Genomic DNA, 17,839 nt, shown 5'->3' with positions numbered 1-17,839 from the left:
AGGACAGGAGAACCCAAATGGGAATTTTCGATTTTCTGACCGGAGAATTCATTGATGTGATTCATTGGGTGGATGACACCCGTGACACCATGGTCTGGCGGTTTGAGCGTGAAGGGCACGAGATCAAGTACGGCGCCAAACTGACCGTGCGTGAAGGTCAGGCGGCAGTATTTGTGCATGAAGGGCAATTGGCCGACGTGTTCACACCGGGTCTCTATATGCTTGAGACTAACAACATGCCGATCATGACCACCTTTCAGCATTGGGATCACGGTTTTCAGTCGCCGTTCAAATCCGAGATTTACTTCGTCAACACAACCCGTTTCAATGACCTGAAATGGGGCACCAAAAACCCGATCATGCTGCGCGACCCCGAGTTCGGGCCGACCCGTATTCGGGCCTATGGCACCTACACGGTGCGTGTAAAAGACCCCGCGAAATTCCTGGTTGAAATCGTCGGAACAGATGGCGAATTCACCATGGATGAAATCAGCTTTCAGGTGCGCAACATCATCGTGCAGGAGTTCAGCCGCGTTATCTCGGGCTCAGGCATTCCTGTTCTGGACATGGCCGCAAACACCGCCGATCTGGGCAAGCTGATCGCCGCCGAAGTTTCGCCGGTCTTGGACAGCTATGGGCTGGAAATGCCAGAGTTTTACATCGAAAACATCTCGCTGCCCCCGGCGGTTGAGGCGGCTCTGGACAAGCGGACCTCGATGGGGTTGGCAGGCGATCTGGGCAAGTTCACACAGTATTCCGCTGCAGAGGCGATGACGGCCGCGGCCAGCAATCCGGGTCAAGGCGGCGGCATGGGCGCCGGTCTTGGCATGGGTATGGGGATGGCGATGGCGCATCAGATGTCGAACATGGCAGCGGGCCAACCCAGTGGCCCGTGGGGATCGCCCGCCCCCGCTGCCCCGCAACCGGCAGCACATGCGGCACCGCCTCCTCCGCCACCTGTCGAACATGTGTGGCATATCGCTGTGGATGGTCAGACAAGTGGGCCGTTTTCCAAAGCCAAGATGGGACGCATGGCCAGCGAAGGCGAACTGACACGTGACACATATGTCTGGACCGCAGGACAAGACGGTTGGAAAAAGGCAGGCGACGTGCAGGAACTTGCGCAGTTGTTCACAATCCTGCCGCCTCCTCCGCCTGGAACGTGAACAAACACGGTCTTCCTTCCTATTCATCATGACCACCGGGTAATTCATGACACACGTCACCGCCCCTGACCCGACCGAACACCGTTTCCCCTGCGACCAGTGTGGCGCGGACTACCGGTTCAACCCGGGTGACGGCACTTTGACATGCGATCACTGCGGGCACTCCAAATCAATCGGCGCTGGGCCCTGGGGCGGTGCCAGTCTGCGAGAGCTGGACTTTGACGCCGCCATCGCTGACCGCCTGCCGGACAGCGAGATCGAGGAAACCCGCGTTCTATCCTGCCCTAACTGTGCCGCGCAGGTAGAGTTTGACCCAAACACCCATGCCGCGGAATGTCCGTTCTGCGCCACACCGGTCGTGACAGATACCGGGATCAACCGGCATATCAAACCAAAAGGCGTATTGCCTTTTGCGTTTGACGAACGATCAGCGCACAAGGCGATGGGCGATTGGTTAGGGCGGCTTTGGTTTGCGCCAAACGGGTTGAAGGAATATGCCCGCAAAGGGCGCAAGATGCAGGGTATTTACGTGCCCTATTGGACCTTCGACGCCGATACCAAATCAACGTATCGCGGTGAACGCGGCACTGTTTATTACGAAACCCGCACTATTATGCGCGACGGCAAGCGGGTTCAGCAACAAGTGCCAAAGGTACGCTGGACCCCCAAGTCCGGCCGCGTCGCGCGGTTTTTTGACGACGTGTTGGTGCTGGCCTCCAAATCGCTTCCAAAACGCTACACCGACGCGCTGGAGCCCTGGGATCTGCCCGCGCTGGAGCCTTATCAGCCCGAATACCTGGCCGGTTTCCGTGCTGAAGCCTACAGCGTTGAACTGCGGGAAGGGTACGCCGAAGCCCGCGCCCATATGGCGCGCGTGATCGAGCGGGATGTTCGTTTTGACATCGGCGGGGACCGGCAGCGCATTCATGCCGTAGATACAGATGTGCGTGATGTTACGTTCAAGCATATCCTGCTGCCGGTTTGGATGGCCGCCTATAAATACCGCGGCCAGACCTACCGATTTGTGGTCAATGGCAGAACCGGGCGGGTTCAAGGCGAACGTCCTTGGTCAGCGATCAAAATCACCATCGCTGTTGTAATAGGTTTGTTGGTGGCTGCGGGTGTCGGATATTTGGCGGCCACAGGGCAATAGTCGGACCTGCGGACAGGCTTGTGCATCGGGCAAAGCCCGGTCATGTTCAGCGCGGAAACAAAGGGATGGGTCTGCCGTGTCGTTAGCTGAACTGAATACTCTGCTGAATGGCCGCTATTCCTGCCGGGCGTTTCTGCCTGAGCCAGTCCCCCGTGCACAGATTCAACAGATCCTAGCAAGCGCATCCCAAGTCCCTAGCTGGTGCAATGCACAACCCTGGCAGTTGGTGATCACCAGCGCAGATGAAACAGATGCGTTCCGTAAAGCAATGTTAGCTGAGGCCGTCAGCGGAACCCCAGCACCGGATCTACCGTTTCCAACCTCCTACTCCGGCGTGTACCGGGATCGCCGCCGCGCCTGTGGTTGGGCGCTGTACGAAGCTGTTGGAGTGGAACGCGGGGACCGCGCCGGGTCGGCGCAGCAAATGATGCAAAACTTTGCCCTGTTTGGCGCACCGCATTGCGCCATCCTTTCAAGCCCGGCCGAGCTTGGCCCCTATGGCGCGATGGATTGCGGTGGTTTTGTCACGGCCTTCGCGCTGGCAGCCCAAGCGTTGGGGATCGCGACCATACCACAAGCCGCATTGGCCACTTACGGTCCATTCTTGCATCGCTATTTTCAGATCCCCGAAGACCGCTTGATCCTGTGCGCGATTTCTTTTGGCTATGCGGACCCTGATCATCCTGCAAATAGCTTTCGCACAGAACGCGCCGCACCGAGTGACTTTGTGGAATGGCGGGATTAAACAATCCCAGAGGTTGGCTTTTGCATAACAAGGAGGAATCCCTTGCGCGCAGTATTGCAGAGGGTATCGCATGCCAAAGTGTCGGTCGATGGCACTGTCACAGGATCATGTGGACAGGGGTTGATGATTCTAGTTTGCGCCATGCAGGGCGATGGCAACGAGCAGGCCAAGAAGCTTGCCGAAAAGGCGGCCAAGATTCGTATCTTCAAAGATGATGCGGGGAAAATGAACCGCTCACTTCGGGATATTGGCGGATCGGCTTTAGTGATCAGCCAGTTTACACTCGCCGCCGATACAAAAAGCGGCAACCGGCCGGGGTTTTCAACCGCAGCCCCGCCGGATCAGGGTGAACGCCTGTATAAAGAATTTGCAAATCACCTTTCCGCACAAGGTGTTGCGGTGGAAACGGGGCAGTTTGGGGCTGATATGGCGGTCGAACTTGTAAACGACGGCCCTGTTACGATCTGGATTGAGAATTGATGGATATCACAAAGCAAGCCGTTTCGTTTTGGCAGGCCGGAGTTGATGCGGTCGATGGGTTCGCTGCCACCAAGGCCGCACTGCCGGATGTTCCCAAGCCCGATCGGATTCTCGCCGCTGGGAAACCTGCTGCCGCCATGGCACGTGCGGCGCTGGCTCAGTTTGGTCCGGTCCCCACTCTTGTGGTCACCAAAGACGAACACGGTCGCGATCTCCCCGAGTCGGTCGAGGTGATCGAGGCCTCTCATCCGGTGCCGGATGACCGCAGCCTTGCGGGTGGGCGCGCGCTCCGCGTTGCGATGGAGCAGATGCCGCCGGGCTCTCATGTCCTTCTGTTGGTTTCAGGCGGCGCGTCCTCGTTGGCCGAGGATCTTCTGACCGGCACGTCTTTACACGATCTGGAAGCGTTGAACCGCAAACTGCTGTCTGAGGGGATGGACATTCGGGCAATGAACGCCGAGCGGCGCAAGCTGTCACGCATCAAGGGCGGCGGTTTGCTGTCTCATTTCAAAGGTGCACACGCGACTGTTCTGGCGATTTCAGACGTGCCCGGCGACGATCTCAATGTCATTGGCTCGGGCATTGGAGCTTTGCCAGATGACTACAGCTTCACGGCGACGACACAGATCGTGGCGTCAAACGCACATGCCCGAAATGCGGCTGCCTTAGCAGCAAGCGAAGCGGGTCAAACGGTACTGGCCAATGACGAAGCGCTGCACGATGACTATCTGCGAGTGGCGGCAAAGCTTGGATCGATGCTACGCGGCATGGACAAGGGTGTGATGATCTTTGGCGGTGAACCGACCGTGGTTCTCCCCGATGACCCAGGGCGCGGTGGGCGAAATCAGGCACTGGCGCTTGCATTGGCCAAAGAGATCTCAGGTCAAACGAACCTGACGGTTGTTGTTGGTGGTACAGATGGCACGGACGGCCCAACAAACGCAGCCGGAGGGATCGTGACTGGCGCAACCTGGGTGGACGCAGCCGAAACCTACCTTCAAAACGCTGACAGCGGTACTTTTCTGGATTCAGCGGGTGCGCTTTTGGTGACGGGACCAACCGGGACCAACGTAATGGACCTAATTGTCGCAATACGCGTATGATTTGACGCATTCCCTTACACTTTGTTCCATCAAGAACCGAAAATGAAGGATTATGCAGACGGTTTCTCAACATACAGATCACGAAGGCGGTGTTCGTGACGTTATCGTGAAGACCATCGTTTTCGGAATACGCGCGAAATATCCTTGCTCGGTTGTCTGAAATGCGCCAACTTTGACTCATGCGTCAATAAAAAGTCCGCAAAGGGCTAAAACCACTCAATAGGGAGAATACTCAATGAACGAACAAATCACGCACATGGCCGGCCAGGTCACTGCCGGGAAGATGACCCGGCGCGAATTCATGGGGAAAGCTGCGGCTTTAGGTGTTTCAGCAGCAATGGCCAGCACAATGTTTGCGGATGCCGCGCGGGCGGCAGGGCCCAAAAAAGGCGGTGACCTCAAGTTTGGTCTGCAAGGTGGCGAATCGACTAACTCGCTTGACCCTGCGACCTACGCAAGTTCAGTTCCCTTCCAGAACGGCAAACAATTCGGCGATCAGTTGGTTGAAGTGGCACCCGATGGCACCATCGAGCCGCGCCTGGCAGAAAGCGTAGAAGGTAGCGCAGACGCCAAAGTATGGACGTTCAAGCTGCGTCAAGGCGTTGAGTTCCACAACGGGAAAACGATGACCAGCGAAGACGTGCTCAAAACGATGCAGCGTCACTCGAACGAAGACTCGAAATCTGGTGCGCTTGGCATCATGAAAGGTATCGAGTCGATGAAGGCTGACGGGGACAACTTCCAGGTCACGCTGACTGAGCCAAACGCTGACTTGCCCTATCTGATGGCCGACTATCATCTGATCGTTCAGCCTGATGGAGGTATGGAAAATCCTGGCGCGGGCATCGGAACCGGACCGTATAAGGTAGAAGTGGATGAACCCGGTGTGCGCCACCTTTACACAAAATTCGAAAACCACTGGAACTCGGATTTTGGAAACTTCGACAGTGTAGAAGTGATCGTTATCAACGATGCCACGGCCCGTACGGCCGCGCTTCAATCTGGACAAGTTCACGCTATCAACCGGGTCGAACCGAAAGTGGCCGACCTTTTGGGACGCGCGCCAAACCTGACAGTGCATTCAACCGCAGGACGCGGACATTACGTCTTTATCATGCATATTGACACTGCACCGTTCGACAACAACGAACTGCGCCTCGCTCTGAAACACGCCATCAACCGAGAAGATTTGGTTGAGAAAGTGCTTCGAGGATATGGTTCGATCGGGAACGATATGCCGATCAACGCGGCATACCCGCTGTTTGATGAGACAATTCCGCAGCGCGAATTCAGCATTGAAAAGGCCGCAGAGCACTATCAGAAGTCGGGCCATGACGGTTCGCCAATTATTCTGCGCGTGGCAGATGGTGCCTTCCCTGGTGCGGTAGATGCAGCGGCTCTGTTCCAACAGTCTGCAGCAGAAGCTGGCATTCCGCTTGAAATCAAGCGCGAGCCAAATGATGGCTACTGGTCGGAAGTCTGGAATGTTCAGCCATTCTGTGCGTCCTACTGGGGTGGCCGCCCAGTTCAGGATCAGATGTATGCAACAGCCTATCTGTCGACTGCGGACTGGAACGACACGCGATTCAAGGTCCCGGCCTTCGACGACTTGCTGTTCGCCGCACGTGCTGAACTGGATCCTGAAAAGCGCAAAGGCATCTACAGCCAGATGGGCATGATGGTCCGCGATGAAGGCGGCTTGATTTGCCCGATGTTCAACGACTTTGTTGAGGGCATCAGCAACCAGTTGGACGGTTGGGAAACCGACCCGACGCAAGAGCTGATGAACGGCAACATGTCCCGCAAAATGTGGTTCGTCTGATCCGGGCTACTGTACATGCATCCCATCATCAAACTGGTGTTCCAGCGCTTAGCGCTGGGACTCTTGCTTCTCTTCGGTGCATCGGCTCTGATATTCGGCCTCACTGAAGCCCTTCCCGGGGACGCGGCGCAAGCCGTCCTTGGCCAATCCGCAACCCCCGAAGCGCTGGCAAACCTGCGTGAAGAAATGGGCCTCAACCGGCCAGCCCTGACCCGCTATTTTGAATGGTTGGGTGGCATTGTGCAGGGTGATCTGGGCCAATCACTGACAAACAAGCTCGACATCGCTGAATCCGTTGGCAGCCGTCTGGGCAACACGCTGTTTTTGGCGTTCTGGGCCGCTATTATTTCGGTTCCACTGGCTATTTTTCTGGGCCTTCTGGCGGTCCGCTACCGCAACCGCTGGCCCGACAAGATGATTTCGGCGGTCACATTGACTACGATCTCTATCCCCGAATTTCTGATCGGTTATGTGCTGGTCTACTTCGTTGCCGTCAAACTGGGCTTCTTCTCGCCGCTTGCAATGATCAACGACAGCATGACCCTTGGGCAAAAGCTGAACTCTATCGCTTTGCCTGTCATCGTGCTGACTCTGGTGGTTTTGGCGCACATGATGCGTATGACCCGCGCTGCAATTCTGAACGTGATGCAGTCGGCCTATGTCGAGACGGCAGAGCTTAAGGGCCTGAGCAACTTTCAGGTGATCTACCGCCACGCATTCCCGAATGCCATCGCGCCGATTGTAAACGTGGTCATGCTGAATCTGGCCTACCTCGTTGTTGGCGTCGTCGTGGTCGAGGTCGTCTTCGTCTATCCCGGCATGGGGCAATATCTGGTGGATCACGTGACCAAGCGTGACGTGCCCGTTGTCCTGGCGTGCGGTGTAATCTTCGCCGCGATCTATATCGGTTTGAACATGATTGCAGACATCGTCTCGATCCTTGCCAACCCAAGGTTGAGGCATCCGAAATGAAGAACATTCCTATCTCTGCAATGATCGGTCTTGGCTTTACCGGCCTGTATTTCTTCGTTGCCATCTTTGCCCCCCTGCTGGCCCCCTATGGCATGGCCGAGGTTGTTGGCGACGTGTGGGAGCCGTCGAGCTCGCAATTCTGGCTGGGCACGGACAACATCGGCCGCGACCTTCTCAGCCGCATGATCTATGGTGGGCGCACGACGATCTTCATCGCCACGGCAGCAACGATCCTCAGCTTTGTGACCGGCTCGATCCTGGGTTTTCTGGCGGCAGTCATGGGCGGCTGGGTCGATCAGGTCATGTCGCGCACAGTCGATCTGATCATGTCGATTCCATCGCTGATCTTCGCATTGGTTGTTCTGGCCATGGTTCCGGTCACCATCCCTGTTCTGATCATCGTCATGGGCCTGTTGGATGCCACGCGCGTCTATCGTCTGGCACGCGCTGTTGCAGTGGACATCGCTGTAATGGACTACGTGGAAGCCGCGCGCCTGCGGGGTGAAGGCCAGATCTGGGTGATCTTCCGCGAAATCCTGCCCAATGCTCTGTCGCCGCTGGTGGCGGAACTGGGTCTGCGTTTCATTTTCATGGTTCTGTTTGTCTCGACCCTGTCCTTCCTGGGTCTGGGCGTTCAGCCGCCGCTGGCGGACTGGGGCGGCATCGTGAAGGAAAACAAGGACGGCATCGTCTATGGTATCGGTGCGGCGCTTTATCCCGCTGTCGCCATCGCGACACTGGCGATTTCGGTCAACCTGGTGGCTGACTGGGTTCTGAACCGTACCACATCACTGAAAGGAGGCCGGGGATGAGCGATCCACTTCTCAAGGTCCGCGACCTCAAGATCGGCGCAACCGTGTATCCACCGGGTGAAAAACCTCATGACATCGAGATCGTGCACGGGGTCAGCTTTGACCTCGAACGCGGAAAGGTGCTGGGCCTGATCGGGGAATCCGGTGCCGGGAAATCCACCATCGGCCTTGCCTCAATGGCTTACGGCCGGGGCGGTGTGAAGATCACCGGTGGTGAAGTGTGGGTCAACGGGCGTGATATACTGAAAACTTCGCACGGGGATATCCGCAAGCTGCGCGGTGGTGAGGTGACCTATGTGTCCCAGTCCGCCGCAGCATCCTTCAACCCGGCAAAGAAGATCATGGATCAGGTGGTCGAGGCTGCGGTCGAACAGAAAAAGTTCAGCCGCAAAGAGGCCGAAGGCCGGGCGCGTGAACTGTTCGCAAAGCTGGGTCTGCCCGACCCGGACAATATCGGCGACCGGTACCCGCATCAGGTTTCGGGCGGGCAGTTGCAGCGCTGTATGACGGCTCTGGCCTTGTGCCCCGAGCCTGATCTTGTGGTTTTCGACGAACCCACCACGGCGCTGGATGTGACCACCCAGATCGATGTTCTGATGGCAATCAAAGAAGCCATCGCGGACACCGGAGTTGCCGCACTTTACATCACCCACGACTTGGCAGTTGTGGCGCAGGTGAGCGATGACATCATGGTTCTGCGTATGGGGAACACCGTCGAGTACGGCAATACCGATCAGATCATCAACAACCCGCAGGAAGAGTACACACAGGCACTGGTCTCGGTCCGCTCAATCGAACATGAAGAGAAACAGCCGACACCAGAACCGGTGCTCAGCGTTGACGGTATCACCGCGCGTTACAAGGGGCTGAACTTCGACGTGTTGCACAACGTCAATGTCGAGCTTCATCCGGGGCAGACATTGGCTGTGGTGGGCGAATCCGGCTCGGGCAAATCGACACTGGCGCGGGTCATCACCGGTTTGTTGCCCCCTCGTGATGGTGAAATCACCTTTGCCGGGCGCAAACTCTCGCCGGACCTCAAAGGTCGAACCCGCGAAGACCTGCGCGAATTGCAGATGATCTACCAGATGGCCGACGTGGCGATGAACCCGCGTCAGACCGTAGGAACCATCATCGGCCGCCCGCTGGAGTTCTACTTCAACATGCGGGGTGCGGAAAAGCGCAAGCGGGTCATCGAATTGCTGGACGAGATCGAGTTGGGCGAAAAGTTCATCGATCGCTATCCGGCCGAGCTGTCCGGTGGTCAGAAACAGCGTGTCTGCATCGCCCGGTCACTGGCGGCAAAGCCGAAAATGATCATCTGTGATGAGGTGACGTCTGCGCTCGACCCTCTGGTGGCGGATGGCATTCTCAAGCTGCTGCTGGATCTGCAAAAGATCGAGAACGTGGCCTATCTGTTCATCACCCACGATCTGGCGACGGTCCGCGCGATCAGCGACAGCATCGCGGTTATGTATCAGGGGCGTGTGGTGCGGTACGGCCCGAAATCGCAGGTGCTGAGCCCGCCGTTTGACGACTATACCGACCTTCTGCTCAGCTCGGTGCCCGAAATGCATCTGGGCTGGCTGGAAGAGGTTGTCGCCCATCGCAAGATGGAGAGCGCAGGGAACTGATCCACGCTTGTGACAGTTCCATGAAATCTGAAAATCCCGGCGCTTTGTCAGATGACAGGTGTCGGGATTTTGTTATTGGGGGCGTGAACAGTCGCGTTTTGGGCCGCGAATCTCCTAGGCTCGGCTGAAGAATTTACTGAAAGGCTCGGGCATGGACCGCAAACTTCTGCTTATCATTCTGGACGGCGTCCCCTACCGCAATTTCCGTCGTTTGTTTGGCAATCTGGAAGGCTGGGTCGACAGCGGCGACGCACGGGTTTGGAAGTTGCGGGCCGTGCTACCTTCGACTTCTGCCAGCTGTTACGCGTCAATCCACACAGGTGTGTCGCCGCAGGAACATGGCTGCACCGGCAACGGCAACGTCTTTCGTTTGAGCCACAAGGACGTATTCAGTCAGGTTCGCGAAGGTGGCGGCGTAACCGGAGCAGTAACGCATAGCTATTGGTCCCAATTCTTCAATCGCCACCCGTTCGACTATGTCCGTGACATTGAATATGACGAACCCGAAAGCCAGACGATCAACCACGGCCGCTTCCACAGCATGACGGGATATGGCAAAGACAACCAGATGACGCCATCCGACGTGGACCTGTATGGGACACTCACCAACCTGTGCCTGCGCTTCGGACTGGATTATGGCATTCTGCACACCTGCACGCTGGACAGCATGGGCCACCGTTTCTTCCACGATTGCGAAGAAATGGATCATGCGTGCTTTGTCGCCGACGAGATGCTGGCCCCTTTCATCCCCCGTTGGCGTCAGCTGGGATATGATGTGATTGTCACCGCCGATCACGGGCAGGACGAGCGTGGCCATCACGGCGGTCGTGACCCGTTGCAACAGGAAACAGCGCTGTATTACTTCGGCGATGCAGAAGGACCTGACGCAGAGACCGTCATCAGCCAGTTGCAATTGGCACCGACAATCCTGAGCCGCATGGGCGCCCCCATTGCAGAGACGATGAAGGCGGAACCGTTTCTAAGGTAATGCGCACGTCGCTTCGGGGCCGCTTATGTGGCCTTCGCAGCCACGACCGTCGCAAAAACCTGATATCCATAAAGTGACCCGTTTCGAGCGCGCCGTTCGTGCTCGGACACAAGTGCCTCCGCCAGTTCTTTTCCGATATCACCCCGTTCGTACATTTGTTTGGTGGTCAAATCGACCCAAGGCAACATTTGTTCTAGTGTTGTTACAACTCTGCTCTGAACGTCAAAGTGCCGGACCGAAAGCCCAGCATTGGCAATCATTGACCTGAGTTTTGCGACGATAAAAGGATCGGTTACGAATTCGCGCACAAACTCTTTTGCACACATATCCAGCGGGTCATTTGGAAAGGCACTAAAGGTAGCTTTTGAGAAATCAGCATCACATACAACCAAAACTCCTTCGGGTTTCAGCACTCGGAAGGCTTCAGCAACCAATGACTTGGGATCTTCCACATGGGTCAGCACTGTGTGCATGACAACCGCATCGGCGGCTTCATCTTCCAAGGGAAGCGCTGCACCGTTCGCGACCGTAAAAGTCAGGTTCGAATGATCTTTAGCCCGACTGTTGGCTTCTGAGACAAACCCTTTCGAAGGTTCAAATCCGACAACTTTTACCGGGTAGCAGTGTGATGCGATGCGACGCGTTACGGCGCCGGCACCTGCCCCAACTTCAACGACCATAGACGCATCCGCCACGTTCAGATGATCCAAATAGGCTGCAACGATCCGCTCCATCGCCGGGTCCGCTTGCCGCTGGTCCATCGCATCCGCAAACAGCTTTATGAATTCCGGTCCTGCGGCATCTACGTTCTGAAAAGGGTCGGCCATTGGGTAAGGTCTCCTCAGAAAACTTGAGAGACCATAGCACAGTTAGATGATCTTCGTTTGTGAAAACAAAAGGTCGTTGAGGATCAGAGCTTTCAAATCACTGCATTAGTCGTAAGACCAGATCCCTTGCCCCAGGGCTTCGACGGCGACCGAGATGCGCTCGAAGCTCTCTGCAGCGCGTTTCACTGTAGTCCGCGCCCGCAGATAGCCATGCACAAGGCCGGGCTCGTTGATCCATTGGGCCTGCCCCCCTGCTGCGGTAATTCGCTGACAGTAGTTCAGCCCGTCATCACGCAACGGGTCGCAATCGGCAGTCACAACCACGGTCGGGGGCAAGTTCGAAAAATCGCTGTCCTGCAAGGGCGCATAGGTCGGGTCGTTCTGAGGCTGATCACCTGAACATCGAACGGTCTCATAGAACTTGATATCGTCCAAGGTCAGCAATGGCGCATGGGCGTGTTCAAGATACGAACCCTTGTTACGGTCGCCACCAAGCCCCGGATAGATCAGCACTTGCCCCAAGATGCCGTCCAAGCGCCCACGCGCGTGATGGGCCACGGCAGCGGCAAGGTTCCCGCCGGCACTGTCTCCGGCCAGGATCAGCGGGTCACCATATTCACGCGCCGCCCAACTCACCGCCGTCCAACAGTCGTCGAACTGCGCGGGATGCACATGTTCCGGGCACAGCCGGTAGTCAACCGAAACAACACGATACCCAGTCTGGGCGCACAGTTCGGCGCAGACATCGTCATGGCTGTCCAATCCGCCCACAACGAACCCACCGCCATGGAAATAGACGATGGTTCGGGTGGGTTGCCCGGCGGTGTAGATACGGACCGGAACGCTATCAGCCGCCTGATCCTGTGTTTCTACACCCGCAGGGCGAGGTTGTCGGAAATCCTGACACATGGTGTCATAGACGCGACGCTGATCCTGGATTGAAAGATCAACCGCATCATCGGGATAGCTTTCAGCCGTGCGACGTATGAACGCCCAGGTTTCCTCGTCAATCAGGCGTTCATAGTCCATTGTCCCTCCGGCTTACTCAGACCACTCCCACGGCCGGGTATATGCGCCCAGCACTTTTGAGACATCGTCTTCCGAAGATCCGTTCGCGTCAAGCTGCGCGACAAGGCCGCGCTTTTTATCGTCGATCACCGAAACGACACGTGCCGATACATCAGCTGCCTCAAGCGCACCATTGTAGATACGTGTGATGGCCCGCTTGCGCAGATCAGGCTTAAAGACCTTACCAACGGCAGTTTTCGGCAGTTCGTCCAGAATGGTCATATGCTTGGGCTGCGCCGCACGTTCATGCACATGAACCTTGCAGTAGTCCATAAGCTCTTTTTCCGTGACCGACGCCCCGTCGACCAGTTCGACAAACGCACATGGCACTTCACCGGAATGCGCGTCTGGTTGACCAATGGCACCGGCAAACGCGACAGCTTCATGTCCCAATAGCGCTTCTTCGATCTCGGCTGGGTCGATATTATGGCCACCGCGAATGATCAGATCCTTGGCGCGGCCCGTGATCCACAGATAGCCGTCTTCGTCAAACCGCCCCAGATCACCCGTGCGCAAATACTTGTCGTAATAGTAAAGATCGACGTTCTTGTCGGCCTCGGTATAGGTGTTGCCCGCATAGACACCCGGGTTCGAGATACAGATTTCTCCGATTTGATCTGTATCGCATTCGACCGGTCCATCCGGTCCGCTTTGCAGGATTTTCACATCCGTATAGGGGAACGGAATACCGATCGATCCGATCTTTTTCTCACCATCCACAGGGTTGCAAGACACCAGACACGTGGCCTCGGTCAGGCCATAGCCTTCAACGATCGTCACACCCGTGGCTTCTTCAAAGCGACGGAACAACTCCACCGGCAGCGGGGCCGAGCCAGAGAAGGCCGTTTTCACGCTCGAGATATCGGCATCGACCGGGCGCTGCATTTTGGCCGAAATGGCAGTGGGAACGGTGATAATGAACGATACTTTCCAGCGTTCGATCAGCTTCCAGAAGTTGTCGAAAACGCCGTCTCCGCGATACCCGGCAGGTGTTGGGAAAATCACATGCGCGCCCGAGGACACGGCCGCCATCATAATCACATGCACCGCAAAGACGTGGAACATGGGAAGCGGGCACATGATGACGTCGTTTTCGTCAAACAGCAGCGTATGACCCAGCCAGCCGTTATAGACGAGGCCGGAGTACTTGTGCTGCGCCACTTTTGGCATACCCGTCGTACCACCGGTGTGGAAGTAGCACGCAACGCGGTCTTCCTTGCTGTCTGCAAACGTCAGCGTCGTCGGCTGCTTGGCCAGCTCTTTGTTAAAGTTCTTGTAGTTCGCATGGGCCAGTTTTTCCTTGTCACCCATCTTTGGGCGCAGGAAAGGCACAAGCCAGGATTTGGGTGGAGTCAGATAACGGTTCAGATCAATTTCCAAAATGGTGTTGACCTTGGGGGCGTGACGTACAGCCTCTTCCACTTTCTGGGCCACATCCGTTTTTGGGAAAGATTTCAGCGTCACCACAACCTTTGCGCCGGTCTCGCGCAGAATGGCCGCGATCTGTTCCGGCTCAAGCAGCGGATTGATCGGATTCACGATCCCCGCAACCGCGCCGCCCATCATCGTAACCAGTGTCTCGTTACAGTTGGGCAGCACATAGGCCACTACATCTTTTTCGCCAACGCCCAGCGAACGGAAGAGGTTTGCCGCCTGATTGACCTTGCCCTGCAGTTGCGACCAGGTCAGGGTCTCGGCCTTGTCGGTTGGCCCCGACAACAGTTGAAAACTGATGGCATTGTGGTTGGGAAACTTCTCTGCCGTGCGCGACAAGAGCTGATGGAAGGTGACGGGTAAATCCCGATCCTCCCACGGCATTTCCTGTTCCATGCGCGTTTTGTCTTCCAATCCCACAAAAGCCATGTGGTTCCTCCCGTATGATCTCCCGCATTTCGCGCGGGCTTGTTGTTCGCCTCCAAGATGGGATCAAAACCGACCGCGCGCAAGCGAGGGCTTAGCTGTGACAACGGGTAAAATGTAGAATGACGCTACGGCGAATGGGAAAATGCCCATGCGTCACCCTTATTCTGCGGCAACACCGTCGGTGAATTGCAACCGGGCCAGACGCGCATACAGCCCGTCCTGAGACACCAGATCATCATGGCTGCCCTGCGCCACGATACGGCCCTCTTCCAGCACGACGATACGGTCGGCTTTTTTCACGGTTGCCAATCGGTGCGCGACGATCAACGTCGTGCGCCCGGCACGCATCTGATCCACCGCGCCTTGAACGGCACGTTCACTTTCCGCGTCCAAAGCCGAGGTCGCCTCGTCCAGCAACAAAACCGGCGCGTCTCGCAGGATGGCACGGGCGATGGCAATGCGCTGCTTTTGCCCACCGGACAGCATCACACCGCGTTCACCGACAAAGCTGTCATACCCTTTCGGCAAGGCCGCAATGAAATCATGTGCGGCGGCCGCACGAGCCGCGGCTTCAACTTCGGCGTCGGTTGCATCCAAACGCCCGAAGCGGATGTTTTCACGGGCCGAGGCGGCAAAAATCACAGGGTCCTGAGGAACCAGAGCCATATGTGTACGGAAATCTGCCCGATCCAGCTCTCGCAGGTCATGACCATCCAACGTGACCCGGCCCGAATTGGGATCATAGAAGCGCTGGATCAACTGAATGACGGTCGTCTTGCCTGCACCTGACGGTCCGACAAAGGCCACCGTTTCGCCCGGATTGACCTGTAGCGACAGATGATCCAGCGCGACAGTGTCGGGGCGCGCTGGATAGCGGAAGCTAACGTCTTCGAACCGGATTTCACCTTTAACATCTTTAGGCAGGGTCAAGGGCTTGGCGGGATCGGTCACGGTGTCTTCGGCATTCAGAAGTTCGACCAGACGCTCGGTCGCCCCGGCCGCGCGTTGAAGTTCGCTCCAGATTTCGGACAGGGCCGCAACCGAGCCTGCCATGATGATCGAATAGATCACGAACTGCACCAAAACGCCTTCGGTCATCACACCGTTTCGTACGTCATTGGCACCCATCCACAAGACGCCGACGATGCCCGAAAAGACCAGGAAAATCACGATGACCGTCAGAATCGCACGGGTCTGAATGCGACGCAACGAGACCACATACGAGGTTTCGGACATCTCTCCGAATTGTTTGCGGCTTTCCTGTTCGTGGGTAAAGGCCTGCACCGTTTGAACAGCGCCCAATGCCTCACCTGCGTTTCCGGACGAGGCTGCGATCCAATCCTGGTTTTCGCGACTGATCACGCGCAAACGGCGACCCAGAACCAGGATCGGAACAACGACAATCGGGATCAACAAAAGCACCAGCCCGGTCAATTTGGCCGAGGTTAGCAGCATCAGCACCAGCCCACCGAAGAACATCAGCATGTTGCGCAACGCGATCGACACCGAAGACCCGAGCACCGATTGGATCAACGTGGTGTCCGTTGTGATCCGGCTGAGCACCTCGCCGGTCATGATGCGTTCATAGAATTCAGGGCTCATCGCGATCACGCGATCGAACACGGCCTTGCGAATATCAGCCACCACACGTTCGCCCAACCGCGTGACCAGCGCATACCGGATGCCGGTGCCCACAGCCAGAACAGCGGCGATACCCAGTGCTGCCAGGAAATACCAATCCAGCAGTTCGCCGTCCTGAATGCGGAAGTTGTCAATCACGCGCCGCACCGCAAGTGGCAGGGTCAGCGTCATGCTTGCGGTCAGAATCAACGCCAGAGTCGCGCCGATCATCAAAAGCTTGTAGGGCTTCATGAAAGGCCAGAGCGAGGCCAACACCCCAATTTTCTTTGAGCGGGCCCGCTCTTCGCTGGCACCGGGTGCAACGGCTGGAGCTGGTTTGTTGGCGGTCTGTCTTGCCATGTCGGGCCCTTATGGATTGAACGCTACAAAGTGAACGCTTTCTTGGCCTCAGCCGCCCTTTTGGTCAAGCATCACGACATGGATCAGCCACCCGAAAGGGCCATTTGACGCAGAAAAGTAAGGGAGATTGGAGCGGGTAGACGGAATCGAACCGACATAGCCTGCTTGGAAGGCAGGGGCTTTACCATTAAGCTATACCCGCAAATGGTTTGCGTTGGTTAAGTCATGCACAGGTGCGCGTCAAGCAGGAAGTGGCAAATTTTGTGCCACCGTTTTTGCACCAAAGCGCTTAATCAGATTCGTCCGTTCAATCCTGATTGCGGAAGAGCCGGGTCGAAGAAAAAAACTGCTCCAGTTCCTCGATCCGTTCCTTACTTTCCTCCCACCGGGCCTCTTGCACTTCTGCAATCAAGGTTTCTGAAATCAGCTGCAGCGCTATCGTCGAATCCCAGCTTGAAGGAGCCTCGACCAAGGCGTGGAAGGTGTAATTCGCGGTCTTTCCGATGGGTGAACCCCATTGGTCGGTAAAGAGAACAACTGTGACGCCCCGGCTCGAGGCAACCTGGGCCAGCTTTTCCAGATGCGCCTCGTACCGCCGAATGTCGAAGATCACCAGAACCGAGGACGCGTCCATGTCCAAAAGGTACTGCGGCCAAACATTGGCTGAATTGCCCAGCATGGTCACATTGGGTCGGATGATCTGCATATGATTGAACAGGTAATCCGCGTTGGATCGGGTGATACGGCCACCTACCACATAAAGATGCCGGTCCGTTTCAGCGAGCAACTGGGCCACTGCGTCGAACATCTCTTTGTCCAGACGCTCCAGCGTGTGGCGCATGTTCGTCCAGACGGCCTGCGCAAAGCGCGTTGTCGGGTGTTCTGCATCGTCATCGACGACCCAGGCATCCCGTTTCGAGATCGGTTTCTTGATCTGCGCGGCGACTTCCTCGCGCAGCGCATCCTGCAAATCCGGAAAACCATCAAACCCAAGCTTGCGGGCCATACGGATAACGGTTGGGGTCGAGACCTGCGCAGCAGCTGCCAGCTTGGTGATCGATTGCAGCCCTGCCATCGGATAATCCTGCAACAGGATAGACGCCAACTGGCGCTCTGATCGGGTCAGATCGTCCAGCTCATCCTGAATCCGCTGTTTGACAAGTTTCACAACGGTGGCCATCGGCACCCTCGTTTCTTAAGTTTGTTACAGAATATTCTTGCCTGTA

15 protein-coding genes and 1 tRNA gene are annotated in these 17,839 nt (G+C 56.7%); 10 read left to right on the top strand and 6 right to left on the bottom strand.

Annotation, left to right across the window (positions count from 1 at the left end; genetic code table 11):
• The first annotated feature begins 17 nt into the window (after positions 1 to 17).
• From ACR0EV_RS01090 to ACR0EV_RS01045, 10 genes are all read left to right on the top strand, one after another.
• On the top strand, positions 18 to 1,166 hold the full coding sequence (locus ACR0EV_RS01090) for an SPFH domain-containing protein (RefSeq protein WP_480798410.1): 1,149 nt from the start codon (positions 18 to 20) through the stop codon (positions 1,164 to 1,166).
• A 46-nt stretch (positions 1,167 to 1,212) separates the two neighbouring features.
• Positions 1,213 to 2,319, top strand: coding sequence for a TFIIB-type zinc finger domain-containing protein (locus tag ACR0EV_RS01085; protein ID WP_480798409.1), 1,107 nt, complete (start codon positions 1,213 to 1,215; stop codon positions 2,317 to 2,319).
• Positions 2,320 to 2,395: 76 nt separating this feature from the next.
• Positions 2,396 to 3,064 (top strand): nitroreductase, encoded by a 669-nt coding sequence (locus ACR0EV_RS01080; protein WP_480798408.1) that lies wholly within the window; start codon positions 2,396 to 2,398, stop codon positions 3,062 to 3,064.
• 42 nt (positions 3,065 to 3,106) lie between these two features.
• A complete protein-coding gene (gene dtd / locus ACR0EV_RS01075; RefSeq protein ID WP_475196895.1) occupies positions 3,107 to 3,544 on the top strand; it encodes a D-aminoacyl-tRNA deacylase in 438 nt (145 codons plus the stop codon).
• Positions 3,544 to 4,647, top strand: coding sequence for a DUF4147 domain-containing protein (locus ACR0EV_RS01070; RefSeq protein WP_480798407.1), 1,104 nt, complete (start codon positions 3,544 to 3,546; stop codon positions 4,645 to 4,647). The genes dtd and ACR0EV_RS01070 overlap by 1 nt, the downstream gene beginning before the upstream one ends.
• Before the next feature lie 235 nt (positions 4,648 to 4,882).
• A complete protein-coding gene (locus ACR0EV_RS01065) occupies positions 4,883 to 6,469 on the top strand; it encodes an ABC transporter substrate-binding protein (RefSeq protein ID WP_480798406.1) in 1,587 nt (528 codons plus the stop codon).
• A gap of 15 nt (positions 6,470 to 6,484) precedes the next feature.
• Positions 6,485 to 7,441, top strand: coding sequence for an ABC transporter permease (locus ACR0EV_RS01060; RefSeq protein ID WP_171092552.1), 957 nt, complete (start codon positions 6,485 to 6,487; stop codon positions 7,439 to 7,441).
• Entirely contained in the window at positions 7,438 to 8,253 is an 816-nt protein-coding gene (locus ACR0EV_RS01055) for an ABC transporter permease (RefSeq protein WP_480798405.1), read from the top strand. Before ACR0EV_RS01060 ends, ACR0EV_RS01055 begins: the two co-directional genes overlap by 4 nt.
• Positions 8,250 to 9,887: an ABC transporter ATP-binding protein gene (locus ACR0EV_RS01050; protein WP_171092556.1), complete on the top strand. Its 1,638-nt coding sequence runs from the start codon at positions 8,250 to 8,252 to the stop codon at positions 9,885 to 9,887. Before ACR0EV_RS01055 ends, ACR0EV_RS01050 begins: the two co-directional genes overlap by 4 nt.
• A gap of 151 nt (positions 9,888 to 10,038) precedes the next feature.
• A complete protein-coding gene (locus ACR0EV_RS01045) occupies positions 10,039 to 10,875 on the top strand; it encodes an alkaline phosphatase family protein (RefSeq protein ID WP_480798404.1) in 837 nt (278 codons plus the stop codon).
• 23 nt (positions 10,876 to 10,898) lie between these two features.
• Here ACR0EV_RS01045 and ACR0EV_RS01040 read toward each other — a convergent pair whose 3' ends face one another.
• The 6 genes from ACR0EV_RS01040 to ACR0EV_RS01015 all read right to left on the bottom strand — a co-directional run bounded on the left by ACR0EV_RS01040 (position 10,899) and on the right by ACR0EV_RS01015 (position 17,793).
• Positions 10,899 to 11,702, bottom strand: coding sequence for a methyltransferase domain-containing protein (locus tag ACR0EV_RS01040; RefSeq protein WP_480798403.1), 804 nt, complete (start codon positions 11,700 to 11,702; stop codon positions 10,899 to 10,901).
• 105 nt (positions 11,703 to 11,807) lie between these two features.
• Positions 11,808 to 12,731: an alpha/beta hydrolase gene (locus ACR0EV_RS01035; RefSeq protein ID WP_480798402.1), complete on the bottom strand. Its 924-nt coding sequence runs from the start codon at positions 12,729 to 12,731 to the stop codon at positions 11,808 to 11,810.
• Positions 12,732 to 12,743: 12 nt separating this feature from the next.
• Complete coding sequence (locus ACR0EV_RS01030; RefSeq protein WP_480798401.1) at positions 12,744 to 14,633, bottom strand: acyl-CoA synthetase; 1,890 nt, start codon at positions 14,631 to 14,633, stop codon at positions 12,744 to 12,746.
• Between the two features lie 159 nt (positions 14,634 to 14,792).
• On the bottom strand, positions 14,793 to 16,613 hold the full coding sequence (locus ACR0EV_RS01025; protein WP_480798400.1) for an ABC transporter transmembrane domain-containing protein: 1,821 nt from the start codon (positions 16,611 to 16,613) through the stop codon (positions 14,793 to 14,795).
• Positions 16,614 to 16,741: 128 nt separating this feature from the next.
• Positions 16,742 to 16,815, bottom strand: a tRNA-Gly gene (locus ACR0EV_RS01020).
• 105 nt (positions 16,816 to 16,920) lie between these two features.
• Positions 16,921 to 17,793: a MurR/RpiR family transcriptional regulator gene (locus ACR0EV_RS01015; RefSeq protein ID WP_480798399.1), complete on the bottom strand. Its 873-nt coding sequence runs from the start codon at positions 17,791 to 17,793 to the stop codon at positions 16,921 to 16,923.
• Positions 17,794 to 17,839: the final 46 nt, after the last annotated feature.

Source organism: Ruegeria sp. CF8, from assembly GCF_056537285.1.
The sequence above is the reverse complement of the archived record's forward strand: the minus strand, read 5'-3'. Positions and strand labels throughout refer to the sequence as shown.